Source organism: Oceanirhabdus seepicola, from assembly GCF_023684385.1.
Lineage (GTDB): Bacteria > Bacillota > Clostridia > Clostridiales > Clostridiaceae > Oceanirhabdus > Oceanirhabdus seepicola.
In genome coordinates, this window is record NZ_JAGSOJ010000005.1 from 1 (window position 1) to 18,814 (window position 18,814).

Here is an 18,814-nt window from a genome sequence, read left to right on the forward strand (position 1 = left end):
TTACTCCTTTAATCAGAAAATCATGCGAAACTCTGATATTATGCGGTATTAATCTCCCTTTCGGGAGGCTATCCCCCTCTTTGAGGCAGGTTGCTCACGTGTTACTCACCCGTCCGCCGCTAATCCGCTTCCCGAAGGAAGCTTCATCGCTCGACTTGCATGTGTTAGGCACGCCGCCAGCGTTCGTCCTGAGCCAGGATCAAACTCTCAGTTTGAAAAGTTTTTTTCCCAAGCTAGTACTTGCTTGCTTATTACCTGTGTGTTTCTTTTATATCTCATGGAATTTAAGGCTTGCATTATACAAATAATACAAATTTCCTTTACTCTGTTTAATTTTCAATGAACATCCATCGCCTTGAAGCGACTTCCTTATTGTATCACTAGACATTTTTCATGTCAACACTTTTTTTGAAGTGTTTTTTTGTGATTCATCATCGCTCTGTTGCAGCGACAAGTAATATCTTATCACTTTATTTATCCTTATAATTAGATAAAAATATCTATTTTTCACGATTATCACTTAAATATTAAGTATATCTGTAAATTACTTTGTTTTTCTTGTAATGATACACTAGGAAAAGTGTTTTTTAACTGATTCATATATAATTGTCTATATACAAAAGAAGCAGCTTTCTTTAAGCCACTTCTTATATTATATAACTAAATTATTCGTTTATATTATTAACTAATTCTTTGAATCTTCTCCCCCTCAAAACAAAGTTAGGAAACATATCAAAACTAGCGCATGCCGGAGACAAATATACCACATCCCCCTCTTCAGCTATTTTCTTAGCCATTTCAACAGTGTCTTCAAAAGTCTTTACTTCATATATAGGAATATTTTTTCCTCTAACAGCCATTTCTTTTTCAAATTCAACTCTTATTTTATCCTTTGTTAACCCTACCAATATAAGTTCTTTTATATATTCAAATCCTTCTTTTGCTAAAGTATCAAAAGGGATATTTTTATCATATCCTCCAGCTATTAAGATAATAGGTCTATTAAAACCTTTTAGTCCAGCTATTGTCCTAGTTGGACTTGAGGCTATAGAATCATTATAGTATTTAACCCCATTAACATCACGTATAAATTCACATCTATGCTCAACACCAGTAAACGAACTAGCTATTTTCTTCAAAGTTTCTATAGATACTTCACCTCTTGTTGCACAAAACGCAGCAAGGATATTATCTACATTATGCATTCCTATTAATTTAATATCTTCTTTGTCACAAACAAATTGTCCATATAAATACAACTTACCATCCTTATAATATGCACCATTCTTAAGTTCTCTATTTAATGAAAACTTTGATACTGCACCTTTGGCTTCTTTTTCAAACGAGTTAGTAATATCATTTTCCCTATTTACAACTAATAAATCGCTATTTCTTTGATATAAGAATATATTTTTTTTCGCATCAATGTATTCATCCATATCCTTGTGAATATCTAAATGATTTGGACTAAGATTTGTTATTACTGCTACATCTACAGCTTGTTTCATGCTTATTAATTGAAAACTTGATAATTCTAACACAACTTTATGATCCTTTTCCATCTCATCAAGCTTATCAAATAAAGGTGTTCCTATGTTTCCACCTACCCAAGTTCTATAACCTTCTTCTTTAAAGATTTCATATATTATAGAAGTAGTTGTTGTTTTACCATCACTCCCTGTTACCGCAAATATCTTGGCAGGACAGTATTTAACAAACTCCTCCATTTCCGAAGTTATTATTGCCCCTTCTTCTCTACATCTAACTAAATACTGATTATCTGGCATCATTGAAGGTGTTCTATAAACAATATCAAATCCTATTAATCCTTCTAGATAATCATCTCCTAAACATAATTTGACTCCAAGTTTATCAAACTCTTGTAATAATTCCACTGGAATATCATCATATTTCTTTTTGTCAAACGCAGTTATCTTACAACCATATTCTGCAAGTTTTTTTATTAATGGTATATTACTTACTCCTATACCTACAACAGCAATTTTTTTCCCATTAATATTTTCTTTAAATTCTTTAAAATTCATAGTCATATTACTACCACCCTAATTTAAAGTTAATAACGAAGAATTGATTTTCATTCATTATATTAAATTATAACATCTAATAAAGTTTCTGTAAAAATTATAATATGTTATAATTCGATTTTCCCAAACGTTTTTTATTCTAAAATTAATAATGAGATTACCGTAACTCAAGTTGAATTATTTTAAAATACTGAAAATAAAGACTTTTATTTTCAGTATTGATTTAGCACCCCTTTGGTGGTATACTTCTATTCGTGCCGTAAAAAAGATATAATTAATTCCCCAAATAGGTTAATCACTGACATATCCCCATTATGTCATATTAAATATCCCCATGATTAACCCCTTAATTGACCGGACTAGTTTCCGGTTTTATTTTTACAACACACTAAAAAGTCACTATGCGTAGTGGCTTTTTTTGTTCTTTAGAACAAAATCAGTTCACAATATTTTATCTGGGATAAAATATTGCATTAAGAAAACACATTCATTAATTTCTATAACATAAAAAAAGCCACTGATTTCAGTGGCTCAGGCTGTTGAAAAAGCCCAATCTCATCGTCACTAAGACTCGCTGTGCTGCTCGAGTACTATTTGTACACTCCGCTGCTCGCTCCTCTTGTTCCTTGACCTTGGGCTTTTTCAACGCCTGAAATTCTTAAGACAGAAAACAGAGTGAAAACAATATATTGTAACTTTGTCAACAAACTCTGACACTGATTTCAGCGGCGTTCTTGTTTTACTTATTAAAATTCAATTTTCTCTTCAATAAACTTAACTAATTCATCTATACTCAATCTTGTTTGTTCCATTGTATCTCTATCTCTTATAGTAACAGCGTTATCTTCAAGAGTATCGAAGTCTACAGTAATACAGTAAGGTGTTCCAATTTCATCTTGTCTTCTATATCTCTTACCAATACTTCCAGTGACATCAAAGTCAATGTTGAACTTCTTACTTAACACTGCATACACTTCTTCAGCTTTTTCTGAAAGTTTCTTTGATAAAGGTAATACTGCAGCTTTAAATGGTGCTAATGCTGGGTGGAATCTCATTACTGTTCTTGTATCTTTTTCAAGTTCTTCCTCATCATAAGCATCAACTAAGAATGCTAAAGCAACTCTATCAGCTCCTAATGATGGTTCTATACAGTATGGTACATATTTCTCATTAGTTGTTGGATCAAGATATGACATATCAGTTCCTGAATGCTCAGCATGTTTTTTAAGGTCATAATCTGTTCTATCAGCAATACCCCAAAGTTCTCCCCATCCAAATGGGAATAAGTACTCAATATCTGTTGTTGCATTACTATAGAATGATAATTCTTCTTCTCCATGATCTCTATATCTTAAGTTATCATCTTTCATACCTAAATTTTTCAAGAAGTTAATACAATAGTTCTTCCAGTAACCAAACCATTCTAAATCCTCACCTAGTTTACAGAAGAATTCTAATTCCATCTGTTCAAATTCTCTTATTCTAAATATGAAGTTACCAGGAGTAATCTCATTTCTAAATGATTTACCTATTTGAGCAATACCAAATGGAACTTTCTTTCTAGTAGTTCTTTGCACTGCTTTAAAGTTTACGAATATCCCTTGTGCAGTTTCTGGTCTTAAATATATTTCATTTTGTGAATCTTCAGTTATACCTTGGAATGTTTTAAACATAAGGTTAAACTTTCTTATGTCAGTGAAATTCAATTTTCCACATTTAGGACATACTATTCCATGTTCCTCAATATAACTTTTATACTCCTCATCGCTCCAGCCATCAGCGACTGCAACCTCTGCACCTTGTTCAGTCATATAATCCTCTACTAATTTATCTGCTCTGTATCTAGTTTTACACTCTTTGCAATCCATTAATGGATCTGAAAATCCACCTAAGTGTCCTGATGCATGCCACACTTGTGGATTCATAAGAATTGCACAATCTAACCCAACATTATAAGGACTTTCTTGAACGAATTTCTTCCACCAAGCTTTTTTTACATTATTCTTAAATTCTACTCCTAATGGGCCATAATCCCACGAGTTAGCTAATCCTCCATATATATCTGACCCAGGGAAGACAAATCCTCTGTTTTTACATAAAGCAACTATCTTATCCATTGTTTTTTCTACTGCCATTTCACACCCGTTATATATAAATATAACGGTTTTCACCTCCTCCATTGAATTATATATATTTATTCTTTACGAAATAACTAAGGCATATGAAAATAAATAACAAGTCAAAGATGCGACGGATATTTTGCGGCATGCAAAGAGTTGGGTTCCGCTGATAGTTACTCTATCAGTGGGTTCCAAGGATGAAGTATGCCACAAAATAGACTAGCATACTGACTAGTTATTTGTTTGAATATGCTTAAATAAAAACAAAAAAGCCCCATACCTCAAAGGGACGATTTCAAACCGCGGTTCCACCCTTTTTGGCATAAGCCCATCTTTATTATCTCACTCAAAAGCGCCATTCATATTTTAGTTATAACTGTTTACACCACCCACAGTCTCTCTACAATAACGTCCAATACTACTCCTCTTTATCAAAGTGCCATATTCAATTTATTATATTCTACCAAAAACCATATAAGTAATCAACTTTTTTTATGAGGAATTGAGATTTTTCTCAATTCCTCATTAGTATCATTATTATTTATTAGCTGGTTTCATTGTTGGGAATATTATAACGTCTCTTATTGACTGACTGTCAGTTAAGAACATAACAAGTCTATCAATACCAATTCCAAGACCACCAGTTGGAGGCATTCCAACTTCTAAAGCATACATGAAGTCTTCATCTAACATGTAAGCTTCATCATCTCCAAGCTCTCTCTCTTTATTCTGTTGCTCAAATCTCTGTCTTTGAACTATTGGATCATTTAGCTCTGAATAAGCATTACATAATTCTTTACCACACACGAATCCTTCAAATCTTTCAGTTAACTCTTCATTTCCTCTTTTCTTCTTAGTCAATGGAGATATTTCAACTGGGTAATCTGTAATAAATGTAGGTTGAATTAATCTTTCCTCAGCAAATTCTTCGAAGAAAGCATTTAATATCTCACCTTTTGTACATAAGTTCAAGTCTTTTTTCATTTCAACATTACGTTCTTTAGCCGCTGCTCTAGCTTCTTCATGACTATTCATTGCCATAAAGTCTACTCCACAACTTTCTTTTACAGCATCAGCCATTGTTATTCTTTTCCAAGGCGGAGCAAACTCTATTTCATTTCCATCGTAAGTTACTTTCGTTGTACCATTAATTTTTTTACAAACTTCTGCAACCATATTTTCTGTGATATCCATCATATCATTATAATCTGCAAAAGCTTCATAAAGTTCAATAGCAGTAAATTCTGGATTATGACTTTGGTCAATTCCTTCATTTCTAAAATTCTTTCCAATTTCGTAAACCTTATCAAATCCCGAAACTATACATCTCTTTAAGTATAACTCAGTAGCTATTCTTAAATACATATCGATATCTAAAGAATTATGATGAGTTATAAACGGTCTAGCTGCAGCTCCACCAGCTATTGGAGATAATGACGGAGTCTCAACTTCCATATATCCTCTATTGTTAAGGAAATCTCTAATACCAGTTATAACAGCTGATCTCTTAGCTATTGTTTCTCTTACCTTAGTGTTCATAATCATATCCACTTCTCTATGTCTATATCTTAAATCAGGGTCTTTTAATCCGTGGAATTTCTCAGGTAATGGTCTGATAGATTTCGATATAAGTTCAAACTCTCTTACTTTAATAGATACTTCACCCATTTTAGTTTTGAACACTTCACCTTTTGCCCAAATAAAATCACCTATGTTAAATCCTTTGAAATCTTTAAGCTTATCTTCACCTACGTTATCTATTTTAACAAACAATTGAATTCTGTCAGATTTATCAAGTATGTCAGCAAAAACTACTTTTCCTTGCCCTCTCTTAGACATAAGTCTTCCTGCTAATGTTACTTCTTTACCTTCAATCTCTTCAAAGTTATCTTTAATTTGCTTAGAATCAAATTCAACATTAACTTTGTATACATCGAAAGGATCTCTTCCTTCTTCTTGCAAGGTTTTAAGCTTTTCAACTCTTTGCATCATTTGTTCATTTAAGTTTAATTCATTTTCTATTGCTACCTGTCTTTCATCTGACATATTTCTTCCTCCTAATCATTATCTTGTGATTTCAAGTATCTCGTATTTACTTATTCCATCCGGTATAGGTACTTCAATTGTCTCTCCAACTCTTTTACCCATCAACGCTTCACCTACTGGAGATTCATTAGATATTTTATATTCCATTGGATCAGCTTCAGTAGAACCAACAATTTTAAATATTACTTCTTCATCAAAATCATAATCTTTAACCTTAACTTTACATCCCATATTTACAGTTTCATTATCAATTTGAGATTCATCTATAATAACAGCATTTCTTAACATAGCCTCTAATTGAGCTATTTTCCCCTCAACAAACGCTTGATCATTCTTAGCTTCATCATATTCTGCATTTTCACTTAAATCACCGAAAGATAATGCTATTTTAATTTTTTCAGTAACTTCTTTTCTCTTAACGGTTTTATAATATTCTACTTCATCTTCAAGCTTTTTAACTCCCTCAGGAGTCATATAATATTTTTTGTGCTGATTCATTTCTTTCTCCCCTTCTCATTCCAGATTTATTTATTAGTACTATAATTCTATACAATTCATTATAAGTTTAATACTATATATTGATTTATTTTAACATATTTAATTCTATTTAATGGTTCATATTAATTTCTTAATATATAATTGCTTATTTTGATAATTATAAAACACACTAATTTTAATGTCAATAATTATTCAAATTTTTTCCTATAATCAAATAATATATTCATAACTTCATCAAAAGAACATGTTTTATTTATTTTTTCTTTAACATCTGTACATCCATGCAGTCCTTTTATATACCACATAGTATGTTTTCTCATGTCTCTGATTGCCTTATCTTCTCCTAAATACTTAACAGCTAATTTATAGTGCTTCATTATCATTTCAATTATTTCGAATTGATTGGGTTTTGTGATTGGTTTCTCTTTTAAATAGTCATTTATCTGCTTAAATAACCAAGGATTTCCCTTTATTCCTCTAGCTAACATAATACCATCACAGTTAGTAACCTCTTTAATCTTCATAGCATCCTCAACTGTAAATACATCTCCATTAGCAATAACAGGTATACTAACCGCTTTCTTCACATCACCAATATAATCCCAATTTGCTTTTCCTTCGTACATTTGCTCTCTAGTTCTTCCATGAACTGCCACAGCATCAACACCTGCATCTTCTAGCACCTTAGCAAATTCAACACAGTTAATATTTTCCGAATCAAATCCTAATCTAAATTTTGCAGTAACAGGCTTTGCAGATACAGCTTTCATTCTTCTCACAATTTCTGCTGCAACTTTAGGCTCCTTCATAAGGGCTGAACCTTCACCATTTTTAACTACCTTTTTAACAGGACATCCCATATTTATATCAACAATAGCAAAATCATCATTATCATTTATATGTTTCTCACATGCCTCTGCCATAAAAACAGGATCTCTTCCGAAAATTTGAATAGCAGCAGGAGATTCCTTCTTACTAATCATCATCAATTTCTCAGTATTTTCACTATTATAATGCAATCCCTTTGAGCTTACCATTTCCGTGTATGTTAACCCACATCCGCACTCTACACATATCTCTCTATAAGCTATATCAGTTACCCCAGCCATAGGAGCCAACAAAACCTCATTTTCAACTTCAAAACTTCCTATCTTAATCATTCTTTATCTTTTCACCTACTCTTTATTCTTTTCGTAAATAATTTTTAACCCTTCAAGAGTCAAGAATGGATGTAATTCATCTATAACCTCAGAATCATTTGTTATTAATCTTGCTAAACCACCAGTAGCAACAACATACGCTTCCTCATTATCATACTTCTTCATTTCTTCTTTCATTTTATTAACTATATATTCAACTTGACCAACGTACCCAAAATATATTCCTGATTGTATATTTGATACAGTATTTTTACATATAACCTTTTCTTGTTTCTCTATACGTATATCCGGTAACTTTGCAGTTTGCTCAAATAACGCTCTTGCAGATATCTTTATACCCGGACATATTGCGCCCCCAAGATAATCTCCACTTGCTGTTATAGCACAAAAGGTTGTAGCTGTTCCAAAATCAATTACAATCACAGGTTTCTTGTATAATTCATGTGCAGCAACTGCATTAACAATTCTATCTGCACCTAACTCTTTAGGATTATCATACTTTACATTTATACCAGTTTTTATCCCTGGTCCAACAATTAATGGTTTAACTTTAAAATATTTTCTGATAACATTTTCTAAAGTATGCATTAAATAAGGAACTACAGATGATATAATCACTCCCTCAACCTCTTCGGTACTAAGGTTATTATATGAAAAAAGCTGAAGAAGATGCACTCCATATTCATCTGAAGTTTTTTTAGTATCTGTAGATAATCTCCACTCAGCAATATTTTTACCTTCTTTTAAAACCCCTATGACCATATTTGAATTCCCAACATCAATCAATAATACCATAACCTACACCGCCTCGTATAAATATATAAAAAGCAGCTTAAAAGCTGCTTTAATTTCTTATTACCACTATATTATTTTAACAAGTTTACTATAATTGTCAAGCAGTGTACGAGACATCTTAACAATATATTTTAATTATCCAAATAACGCTAGTAAAATACCAGCTGCAACAGCCGAACCTATTACCCCTGAAACATTAGGTCCCATAGCATTCATAAGCAAGAAATTACCTGGATCATCCTCTTGTCCAACCTTTTGTGCAACCCTAGCAGCCATCGGTACAGCCGATACTCCAGCAGCCCCAATAAGAGGATTTATCTTTCCTTTTGTCAATTTACACATTAGCTTTCCAATTAATACTCCTGAAATAGTACTTATTGTGAAGGCTAATAATCCTAATATAACTATACCAATAGTCTTAGGATTCAAAAACACACCTGCTTCTGCTTTTGTACCTACACAAATCCCTAAGAAAATTGTTACTATATTAATAAGTGCATTTTGTGCTGTATCAGCAAGTCTTCCAACAACACCACATTCCCTAAAGAGATTCCCTAGCATAAGCATTCCGAGTAATGCTGCAACATCAGGAAGAAGTAAAACCACTATAACTGTTACCGCTATAGGAAATATAATTTTTTCTTTTTGAGTAACTTTTCTTAAACTACCCATTCTTATTGTTCTCTCTTTTTTTGTTGTAAGAGCTCTCATTATAGGCGGTTGAATCATAGGTATTAACGCCATATATGAGTATGCTGCAACAGCAATTGGTCCTAGAAGATGTGGAGCTAATTTATTAGTCAAGAAAATAGCTGTAGGACCATCCGCCCCTCCTATTATCCCAATAGCAGCTGCCTCTTTAGCTGTAAATGAGAACTTTAATACATCTAACCATTCAGGAAGCATATCAGTAAGAGGTCCTAATGCAAGAGCTCCTAAGAAGGCAAAGAACACACCAAACTGAGCAGCCGCTCCCAATAATACACTTGAAGGATTTGCTAGTAACGGACCAAAGTCAGTCATAACTCCTATACCCAAAAAGATCAACGGAGGATATATTCCTTTTTTCACTCCTAATCCTAAATAATATAGTAATCCACCTTCCTCAACAATTCCTGTACCAGGTATATTTACTAGAATCATACCAAATGCTATAGGTATAAGCAACATTGGTTCGAATCCCTTTTTAATAGCTAAATATATTAATATAAATGCAACACAAATCATTAAAACTGAACCAATACTCAGTTGAACAAATCCCGATTTTTCAATAATTTTATTTATTATTTCTAAAATATTCATTATTTCACCCTCTTTCGTTATTCAATAACGGCTAATGCATCTCCAGTGTTAACTTGAGAGCTTGGTGAAGTTATCATTTGAACAACTTTTCCATCTTTTTGTGCTTTTATTTCATTTTCCATCTTCATTGCCTCAAGAATGAATAACACATCTCCTTCTTTAAAACTATCTCCTTCTTTAACATTTACCTTTAAGATAGTTCCTGGCATAGGAGCCTCTATTTTTTCCCCTGCTTTTGCTGCAGCCTTTGGCGCTGCTTTTGGAGTAGATATAGTTTTTGCTGAAACCTGCTTTTCAACAGGAGCTGCTACTTGAGTACTTGTTGGAAATTCCCCTTTAACTTCATCAACTTCAACCTCATATCTATTACCATTAACAGTTACAACATACTTTTTCATTTTGAATCCTCCTCATATTAATCCTTATCTAGTTTCTCCAATTAGAAGATCTATCTAATCTTTTAATACTTCTGATCATTAGCTTTTCTGTGGGAACATCTAAACTTGCACTTAATGCTGCCATTATAGCCGCCACTACCTCGCAGTCATCGCCCTCTTGTTCTTCCACAGCAGTCTCATCTATATATTCCTCAATCTTTTCCTCAACTACAACCTTCTTCTTTTCTTTAAAAACCATGCTCATTAGATTAATAAAACACATAAGAATAAGTAATACTCCGAAAACAATCGCCATAGAAGATATTGAGAATAAAATCTCACTAATCCAATTTATACTACTCATTATGTTTCCTCCCTATATTAGATGACTACCATGCTTCTTAGGGTATTTTAACACCATCTTAGTTTGTAACATATCCAAGACAGCAAACAATCTAGCTTTTGTTTCCCCTGGTACAATAACATCATCCACAAACCCTGCATATGCAGCTTTATATGGATCAAGGTATTCATTCAATTTATCATTGATTATCTTTTCTTCTTCTTTCCTAGGCATTTCACTATTTGTTATAACATCTGCGAAATCTCTCTTGATAGTCTCTATAGGATTCCCTGCTGAAATCCTAGCGCTTGGCCATGCATAAACAAAATCATAAGCAAATTCTTTGCTTGCAAAAGCTAGATAAGAAGCACCTATAGCATCACCTACTATTAACGATACCTTACCAACATCACTCATACCTATTGCTGACATGAGCTTACTTCCCATAAGGGATAACCCTTGTTTTTCTTCAGATAGGTTCACAACAAACCCTTTACTATTAACAATATTAACCATCGGGATACTGAAATTATCGCAAATTTTTACGAATCTACTTATTTTCTCACATGTGTTGATGTTAATATTCTCATCTTCATTACCTTTAATCCCTATTAATCCAATAGTAAGACCATTAATTTTACTTAATGCAGTAATAGTATTACTCTCAAAGTTCTTATTTATTTCTATTAATGAATCATTATCAACAATATGATTCATTATGTCTTCTACTTTTATTTCCCCACCATTTACCATATCGTTCAATGAAGGATTTATATCATTTAAATCATAACACTCATCATCTTGTGGTACTATACCCTTATTGTTTGATGGCATATATGTAACTAATTTTCTCACTTTTTCACTCAATTCAGTTTCATTAGTAACTCTTATTTGTGCTGTTCCACTGTTTAAACACATATCAACTGAAGATAATTCCTCTTTTGTAATATATCTTCCTTCTCTTTCTGTCATCTTCTTCTCAGAATTTAATGACATATCAGCGTTTTCTTCTACAACAAAAACAAAGTCACTCATACCTGCACTCAATGAATCTAATCCTTTTACAGGACCAGCAATCACAGCTATATGAGGTATTACTCCTGACAATTTAGCGTTTCTTTTTAAAATCTTTCCGTAAGTTTCAATAACATCTAATCCCTCAGAAATATTAGCTCCAATAGAATCATACATCTGTATTAATGGTGCTCCCATTTCAACAGCCATATCCATAATTCTACAAATTTTCTCTCCATTTCTTTTGTTTATTGCTCCACCGTTAACAGTATAATCATGGCTACAAATGAATGCTAATCTTCCGTTTATAGTTCCATGTCCTGCAATGATTCCACCACCATTTTTTTCGTACATGGCACCTATTTCTATAAAGCTACCTTCATCCAGAATGCTTAGAATTCTCTCTTTTGCAGTTCCTTTATTCAAGTTATGCTGCAAATTCACTTTTCTGTCATCCAATGCTTTGGCCTTAATTTCTGCTAAATTATCTACTTTGTCCATTGTTTTTCCTCCTAACACACAAAAGTAAAATATCATCCATGGTTATGATAACATAAAAACGTCAATTTGTATACGAAATATGCAAGAATAAATTCACTATTATTTTTTTTTAAAAGAAAGTCCATCATTTGTCAAAATTATCTCTCTCACACTTTTAATTTCCCCCTTAAACCCCTGTAATACAGCCAAAAGAGCTTTGAATACTCAAAGCTCTTTTGGCTGAAAAATTCACAATATATTGTTTTTTACTCTGTTTTCTATCTTCAGAGTTTCAGGCGTTAAAAAAGCCCAAGGTCAAGGAATAAAATACACTAGCATACTGACTAGTTATTTATTCGAATGTGCCTTATTTAAAATAAGCCCTCTATAACTCCATCATCTGATATATCCATCTTGTTCGCCGCAGGAACTTTAGGTAACCCAGGCATCGTCATAATATCTCCTGTTAAAACAACTGCAAATCCAGCTCCGTTTGATATCTTAACTTCCTTAACAGTTATATTGAATCCACTAGGCCTACCTAATAATTTATCATTATCAGATAAAGATTTTTGTGTCTTTGCCATACAAACTGGCACTTTATCCAACCCAAACTTTTCAATACTCTTAATATTATTTAATGCTTTTCTAGTAAACTCAACTCCGTCAGCTCCATAGATCTCTTTAGCAATAACTTCAACCTTATCTTTTAATGAGATATTTTCATTATAAAGAACTTTAAAATCACTCTCTTTGTTATCAATTATATTAAGAACTTTCTCAGCTAACTGTACTCCACCTTCTCCACCATTTGCCCAAACTTCTGTTAAAGCAACCTCAACACCATGCTCATTACAAAACTCTTCGATGAATGATAATTCCTCTTCTGCATCACTAACAAATCTATTTATAGCAACCACAGGTTTCACACCGAACTTCTTAACATTTTCTATATGCTTTTCTAAATTCTTTATACCTTTCTTTAAAGCTTCCACATCAGGTGTTCCAAGATCATCCTTTTTCACTCCACCATGGTGTTTTAAAGCTCTTACAGTTGCAACAATAACAACTGCTTCTGGTTTTAAGTTACCATATCTACATTTGATATTAAAGAATTTCTCTGCTCCCAAATCTGCTCCAAATCCAGCTTCAGTTACTACGTAATCACTGAGCTTTAGCCCAAGCTTTGTTGCAATCAAACTATTACACCCATGAGCTATATTTGCAAATGGTCCTCCATGTATAATTGCTGGTGTATTCTCTAATGTCTGAACAAGATTTGGTTTTATAGCATCTTTCATCAATAAAGCCATAGCACCTTCAACTTCAATATCCTTACAATATACAGGCTGACCATCAAGATTATAAGCTACAAGTATATCTCCCATTCTCTTCTTTAAGTCCATTAAATCACTTGAAAGACATAAAACAGCCATTACTTCCGATGCAACAGTTATCATAAATCCATCTTCTCTTAAGAACCCATTAGGTTTTCCACCCATTCCAACAACTAAACTTCTAAGTGCTCTATCATTCATATCTATAACTCTTTTAAACACAATTCTTCTACTATCAATTCTCAGCTTATTTCCTTGATGTATATGATTATCTATAGCAGCTGATAGCAAATTGTTTGCTGCTGTTATTGCATGCATATCTCCTGTAAAATGAAGATTAATGTCTTCCATAGGAACAACCTGTGCATATCCACCACCAGCAGCTCCACCTTTGATACCAAATACCGGTCCAAGTGATGGTTCCCTTAAAACCGCTATTGCATTTTTATCTAGCTTATTAAGTGCTTGACTCAATCCTATAGTAACTGTAGATTTACCTTCTCCCGCAGGGGTAGGATTTATTGCTGTTACAAGAATAAGTTTACCATTCTCTTTATCACTGTTCAGCTTATCCAGCGATATTTTACATTTATATTTTCCATAAAGATCAATATCATCTTCATTCAAGCCTAACCTTGATGCTACATCAACAATCTTATCCATTTGTGCTTCTTGTGCAATTTGAATATCCGTTTTCATAATAAATACCCCCAAATTTTACTTTAATTTTGACATGAACTTCTCAACGTTAATTATGTACCTTGTATGACATCCTTCCCCGATTTTTCCTACTTCATCCCATGCTATTACTTTAAATTCAATTTTCTTACCATCAACCTTCTCCACAGTAGCTTCACACTTAACTTTCATACCTATAGGTGTAGCTTTAATGTGATTAGTACTAATAGCAATTCCAACAGTAGTAAAATCTTCTTGAAGGTACTCATCCACAACTGACTTAGCTGTGTTTTCCATTAATGCAATCATGGCAGGTGTGGCAAAAACATCTACTGCACCGGAACCGTAACTTCTTGCAGTATCCTCCTTACCAACCGTAATTTCTAGAGTGGTTTTCATCCCATTTGAAATGTTAAATTCCATAAAATACACCCTCTTTCCTCTATATATTTTATCTTGATTATATCATAAATGTTTAGGCATGTGAAAAAAATAAAGCTCACCAAAAGGTGACCTTTATTTTAGAAATTCACTTCTCCATCATTATTACCTTCATCCGAATCATCATCATTCACATTACTTAATATTTCATTTTCATCTGAACTAGATTCTTTTATATCTTCAATATCTTTATCATCATAATCACCGAAAATTCCTGAATCCTCAAATGCAATCTCATCAATAGACTCACCTTCCATCAATGCTAGGAATTGTTTTCTATTAACCTTTTCTTTTTCTAAAAGAGCTTTTGCAACAGCATGAAGTTTATCAATATTTTCAGCAAGCATTTTCTCCGCTTCAACTTGAGCATCTTTACACAATTCAATAACTTCTGCATCAAGTTTAGCAGCTATTTCCTCACTGTAGTTCTTCTCATGTCCAAGATCTCTACCAAGGAATACCTCTCCTTGACCACTTCCAAATGAAATAGGACCAATCGCTTCACTCATACCATACTTCATTACAATACTTCTTGCCAAAGAACTCATTCTATCAATATCATTCTTTGCACCAGTGCTAATATCGCCTAAAATAAGTTTTTCTGCAACTCTACCCGCAATAAGTGATTTCATATCTCCAAGCATCTTCTTCTTTGAATAATAAGAAGTATCATTCTCCGGAAGATACATTGTATATCCCCCAGCCATTCCTCTTGGAATTATGCTTATCTCATGAACTGGATCACTACCTGGTATCAAGTGTCTAACAACCGCATGACCAGCCTCATGATATGCTGTAAGATTCTTTTCATCTTCTGTTATAACTTTACTCTTCTTTTCTGGCCCCGCCGTAACCCTTCTAGCTGCTTCTTCCATGTTATTCATCACAACAAATGGTTTCTTTTCTCTAACAGCTAAAAGCGCAGCTTCATTCATAAGGTTCTCTAAATCTGCTCCTGTAAACCCCGGAGTACTCTTAGCAATAACCTTAAGATCTATATCACTACCAAGTTTCTTATTTTTAGAATGCACTTTAAGAATCTCTTCTCTTCCCTTAACATCCGGGTAATTAACTAGTATTTGTCTATCAAATCTACCCGGTCTCAATAAGGCTTTATCAAGAATGTCAGCTCTATTTGTAGCTGCAATAATAATTATGTTCTCATGAGCTGAAAATCCATCCATTTCAACAAGCAATTGATTAAGTGTTTGTTCTCTCTCATCATGTCCGCCCCCTAGTCCAGCACCTCTTTGCCTTCCTACAGCATCTATCTCGTCTATAAATATAATACATGGTGAATTTTTCTTTGCTTGATCAAATAAATCTCTTACTCTTGAAGCACCTACACCCACAAACATCTCAACGAAATCCGAACCAGATATAGTAAAGAACGGCACACCCGCTTCACCGGCAACAGCTTTAGCTAATAATGTTTTACCTGTTCCTGGTGGTCCAACGAGAAGAACACCTTTTGGTATTCTAGCTCCCATCTCTTCATATGATTTAGGATTTTTGAGGAAGTCAACAATCTCTGCCATCTCTTGTTTTTCCTCATCAGCACCAGCCACATCTTTAAATGAAACCTTCTTTTTATCAGGAGTAGCCATTCTAGCTTTACTTTTACCGAAGTTCATTACTCCTCTATTTCCACCACCCTGTGATTGTTGCATTATCATAAACCAAATTCCGATAAATAGTACAATCAATATTATGTATGGAATCAAAGTAAATAGCGCTGAATATTTCGGTGGTTCTTCATAAGAAATCTGAATCTTACCCGTATCATCCACACCTTTGTAATAATCATCCATAAGTAATGTGAATAAATGCGCATCAATTACTGTTGTAAAACTAACATCTTTTCCGTCTTTTTTCATTGACCCTTCAATAATATCAACGGATTCATTTCTCTTTACTTTTATCTTTTCAACTTGTTGTGCTTTCCAATACTTAACAAATATATCTGACGGTATTGGCTCCGATTGAACATCTTGCCTAATAAAAAGTAGCGTTCCTACTAATATTATCACAAGCATCATTATCCAAACCGATGCACCGGAAAATTTCTTCAATCTGAATCCCCCTCTCTTGATAGTTACTATAAAATTTTATCACAGTAAAAAATTCATTACAACGTATTAAATTTGAATTATCTATTAATAATTATATAATTATTATAGATTACTTATAAACTTCTTCTTTTAAAATCCCTACATAAGGTAGATTTCTATATTTCTCTGCAAAGTCAAGTCCATATCCAACTAAAAAATAGTCTGCAACATCATATCCTATATATTTAGCATTTACCTCAACTTTTCTTCTGTCTTTCTTATTAAGTAAACATGCTATTTCAAGACTAGCAGGCTTTCTTGCGTTTAAATATTTTAAAAGATATGTTAACGTTACTCCAGAATCAATAATATCCTCAACCAGAATAATATGTTTATCTCTAATTTCAAAATCCAAGTCCTTCAATATTCTAACAACACCACTACTTTCTGATCCTTCTCCATAGCTTGATACAGCCATAAAATCCATCTTACAAGGAATTGTGATTTTCTTCATTAAATCAGACATAAACATTACAGACCCTTTAAGTATACCTATAAGAATCACTTCTTTTCCTTTGTACTCCTCAGAAATACTTTCCGCTATCTCTATAACCTTTTTTTCAATATCCTCTTCACTTATCAATACTCTTTCAATATCGTTATTCATATCTCTTCTCTCCTTTGTATTTGATAATTAAAACTTTTTCTGTCTCATTATCAATCTTATATTTCTCACCTAAAGTATACCCTATTATCCAAGCTATTTCATTATCAAAAGTAATAATAGGCAAAGTATTTCTCATGTGTTGGGGAATTTTATTTTCACTAAATATTTTCTTTAGTTTTTTTCTACCTTTCATACCAAGCGGTACCATGGTATCTCCATCATTTTTATACCTTACGTAAATATTACCTTTAATTTTATCATAATCGAAATATTTTGTACACTTGCTTTTACTAAAGCTTTTTATTTCACTCCTATTTTTTAGAAGCATTTCAACTACATCTCCATTTGGCAAAATATTTTTTTCATTTATTTCAAGTTTCATATTCAGTTTTTCTGTAACTTTAGTTTCTTTTTTAAAAATTATTATATCTCCGAAAGAATTCATAGCCACTAAACCGCCTGGAATATTAATCTTCTTTCCTGATTCCTTTTTAGATAATTTAATAATATCATATATGTGCACCTGCTCTAAATTATTCGTATCGCCCTTAAGAATAGCAATACAGCCCCTTATACATCTAGTCAGAAGCGCTTCATGACTTCCAAATAATTCTTCCTTTAAAACCACATTTTCCTCTTGAACTTCACAATAAACTTTCAAAAGCTTTTGAACTTCACTTCTAAAATAATCATTATCTCGAGCAACATTCTTAGCTAACCTTAGAAGCGTACTGATGATATCCTCATTAAAATGCTCTTTTAAATATGGTAACATGTCTAGACGAATTTTATTTCTGCTGTATATATTTTCTAAATTCGTCTTGTCTATTCTAGGATTCAAATTATATGTATCACAATAATCCTCAATTTCTTCTCGTTTCAAACACAAGATGGGACGTATATAGACACCTTCCCTAACAGCCTTTATTCCCTCTAGTCCATCAATACCCGTACCTCTTGCAATTCTCATCAGAATCGTTTCAGCAACATCATTTGCATTATGGGCTAATGCAATTTTATTCCCATTATATTCATCTTTCAGTTTATTAAAAAATTCATATCTTACATCTCGTCCTGCCATTTCGGAAGATATTTTTCTTATATTTGCAATTTCATTAGCATTAACTTTGATAGCTCTAAATATTATTCCCTTAGACTGACAATATTTCTCCACATATTTTTCATCATCATCTGCTTCTTTTCCCCTTAATCCATGATTTATATGTGAAACAATTATTCGTAGCTTGTACTTATCTTTTAATGCTACCAAAATATTCAATAAACACATTGAATCAGGACCCCCTGAAACACCCACAATTATCGTATCACCAATATCCATCATATTATTATCTTTAATATAATTCTCTACTTTTTTAATCATATATTCTACCTAACCTTTACACCTGATTTATATATATTATACACAAATATATGATAGTAAAAACATAAAAATGAAAATT

Annotated in this window: 15 protein-coding genes and 1 rRNA gene; all 16 read right to left on the minus strand. The window is 32.8% G+C overall.

What is annotated here, in order from left to right:
* Positions 1-215, minus strand: a 16S ribosomal RNA gene (locus tag KDK92_RS20020); the annotation flags it as partial.
* Between the two features lie 450 nt (positions 216-665).
* On the minus strand, positions 666-2,051 hold the full coding sequence (gene murD, locus KDK92_RS20025) for a UDP-N-acetylmuramoyl-L-alanine--D-glutamate ligase (protein WP_250861180.1): 1,386 nt from the start codon (positions 2,049-2,051) through the stop codon (positions 666-668).
* 740 nt (positions 2,052-2,791) lie between these two features.
* A complete protein-coding gene (locus tag KDK92_RS20030) occupies positions 2,792-4,180 on the minus strand; it encodes a glycine--tRNA ligase (RefSeq protein WP_250861181.1) in 1,389 nt (462 codons plus the stop codon).
* Between the two features lie 522 nt (positions 4,181-4,702).
* Positions 4,703-6,211, minus strand: a complete 1,509-nt coding sequence (gene lysS, locus KDK92_RS20035; protein ID WP_250861182.1) for a lysine--tRNA ligase — start codon at positions 6,209-6,211, stop codon at positions 4,703-4,705.
* Between the two features lie 18 nt (positions 6,212-6,229).
* Positions 6,230-6,709 carry a transcription elongation factor GreA gene (greA, locus tag KDK92_RS20040; RefSeq protein WP_250861183.1) on the minus strand — a complete coding sequence of 160 codons (480 nt, stop codon included), beginning with the start codon at positions 6,707-6,709 and terminating at the stop codon, positions 6,230-6,232.
* Positions 6,710-6,897: 188 nt separating this feature from the next.
* Complete coding sequence (gene dusB / locus KDK92_RS20045) at positions 6,898-7,866, minus strand: tRNA dihydrouridine synthase DusB (RefSeq protein ID WP_250861517.1); 969 nt, start codon at positions 7,864-7,866, stop codon at positions 6,898-6,900.
* A gap of 18 nt (positions 7,867-7,884) precedes the next feature.
* Complete coding sequence (locus tag KDK92_RS20050) at positions 7,885-8,664, minus strand: type III pantothenate kinase (RefSeq protein ID WP_250861184.1); 780 nt, start codon at positions 8,662-8,664, stop codon at positions 7,885-7,887.
* Between the two features lie 135 nt (positions 8,665-8,799).
* On the minus strand, positions 8,800-9,966 hold the full coding sequence (locus tag KDK92_RS20055; protein ID WP_250861185.1) for a sodium ion-translocating decarboxylase subunit beta: 1,167 nt from the start codon (positions 9,964-9,966) through the stop codon (positions 8,800-8,802).
* A 17-nt stretch (positions 9,967-9,983) separates the two neighbouring features.
* Complete coding sequence (locus tag KDK92_RS20060; protein ID WP_250861186.1) at positions 9,984-10,364, minus strand: biotin/lipoyl-containing protein; 381 nt, start codon at positions 10,362-10,364, stop codon at positions 9,984-9,986.
* Positions 10,365-10,392: 28 nt separating this feature from the next.
* On the minus strand, positions 10,393-10,707 hold the full coding sequence (locus KDK92_RS20065; RefSeq protein WP_250861188.1) for an OadG family protein: 315 nt from the start codon (positions 10,705-10,707) through the stop codon (positions 10,393-10,395).
* Between the two features lie 12 nt (positions 10,708-10,719).
* A complete protein-coding gene (locus KDK92_RS20070; protein WP_250861189.1) occupies positions 10,720-12,201 on the minus strand; it encodes a carboxyl transferase domain-containing protein in 1,482 nt (493 codons plus the stop codon).
* Between the two features lie 350 nt (positions 12,202-12,551).
* Positions 12,552-14,216, minus strand: coding sequence for a formate--tetrahydrofolate ligase (locus KDK92_RS20075; RefSeq protein WP_250861191.1), 1,665 nt, complete (start codon positions 14,214-14,216; stop codon positions 12,552-12,554).
* Positions 14,217-14,234: 18 nt separating this feature from the next.
* Entirely contained in the window at positions 14,235-14,594 is a 360-nt protein-coding gene (locus tag KDK92_RS20080; RefSeq protein ID WP_420852351.1) for a thioesterase family protein, read from the minus strand.
* Positions 14,595-14,716: 122 nt separating this feature from the next.
* Positions 14,717-16,708, minus strand: a complete 1,992-nt coding sequence (gene ftsH, locus KDK92_RS20085; protein WP_250861194.1) for an ATP-dependent zinc metalloprotease FtsH — start codon at positions 16,706-16,708, stop codon at positions 14,717-14,719.
* A 109-nt stretch (positions 16,709-16,817) separates the two neighbouring features.
* Positions 16,818-17,354, minus strand: coding sequence for a hypoxanthine phosphoribosyltransferase (gene hpt / locus KDK92_RS20090; protein ID WP_250861195.1), 537 nt, complete (start codon positions 17,352-17,354; stop codon positions 16,818-16,820).
* Positions 17,347-18,735, minus strand: a complete 1,389-nt coding sequence (gene tilS / locus KDK92_RS20095; protein WP_250861196.1) for a tRNA lysidine(34) synthetase TilS — start codon at positions 18,733-18,735, stop codon at positions 17,347-17,349. The genes hpt and tilS overlap by 8 nt, the downstream gene beginning before the upstream one ends.
* Between the last annotated feature and the right edge of the window lie 79 nt (positions 18,736-18,814).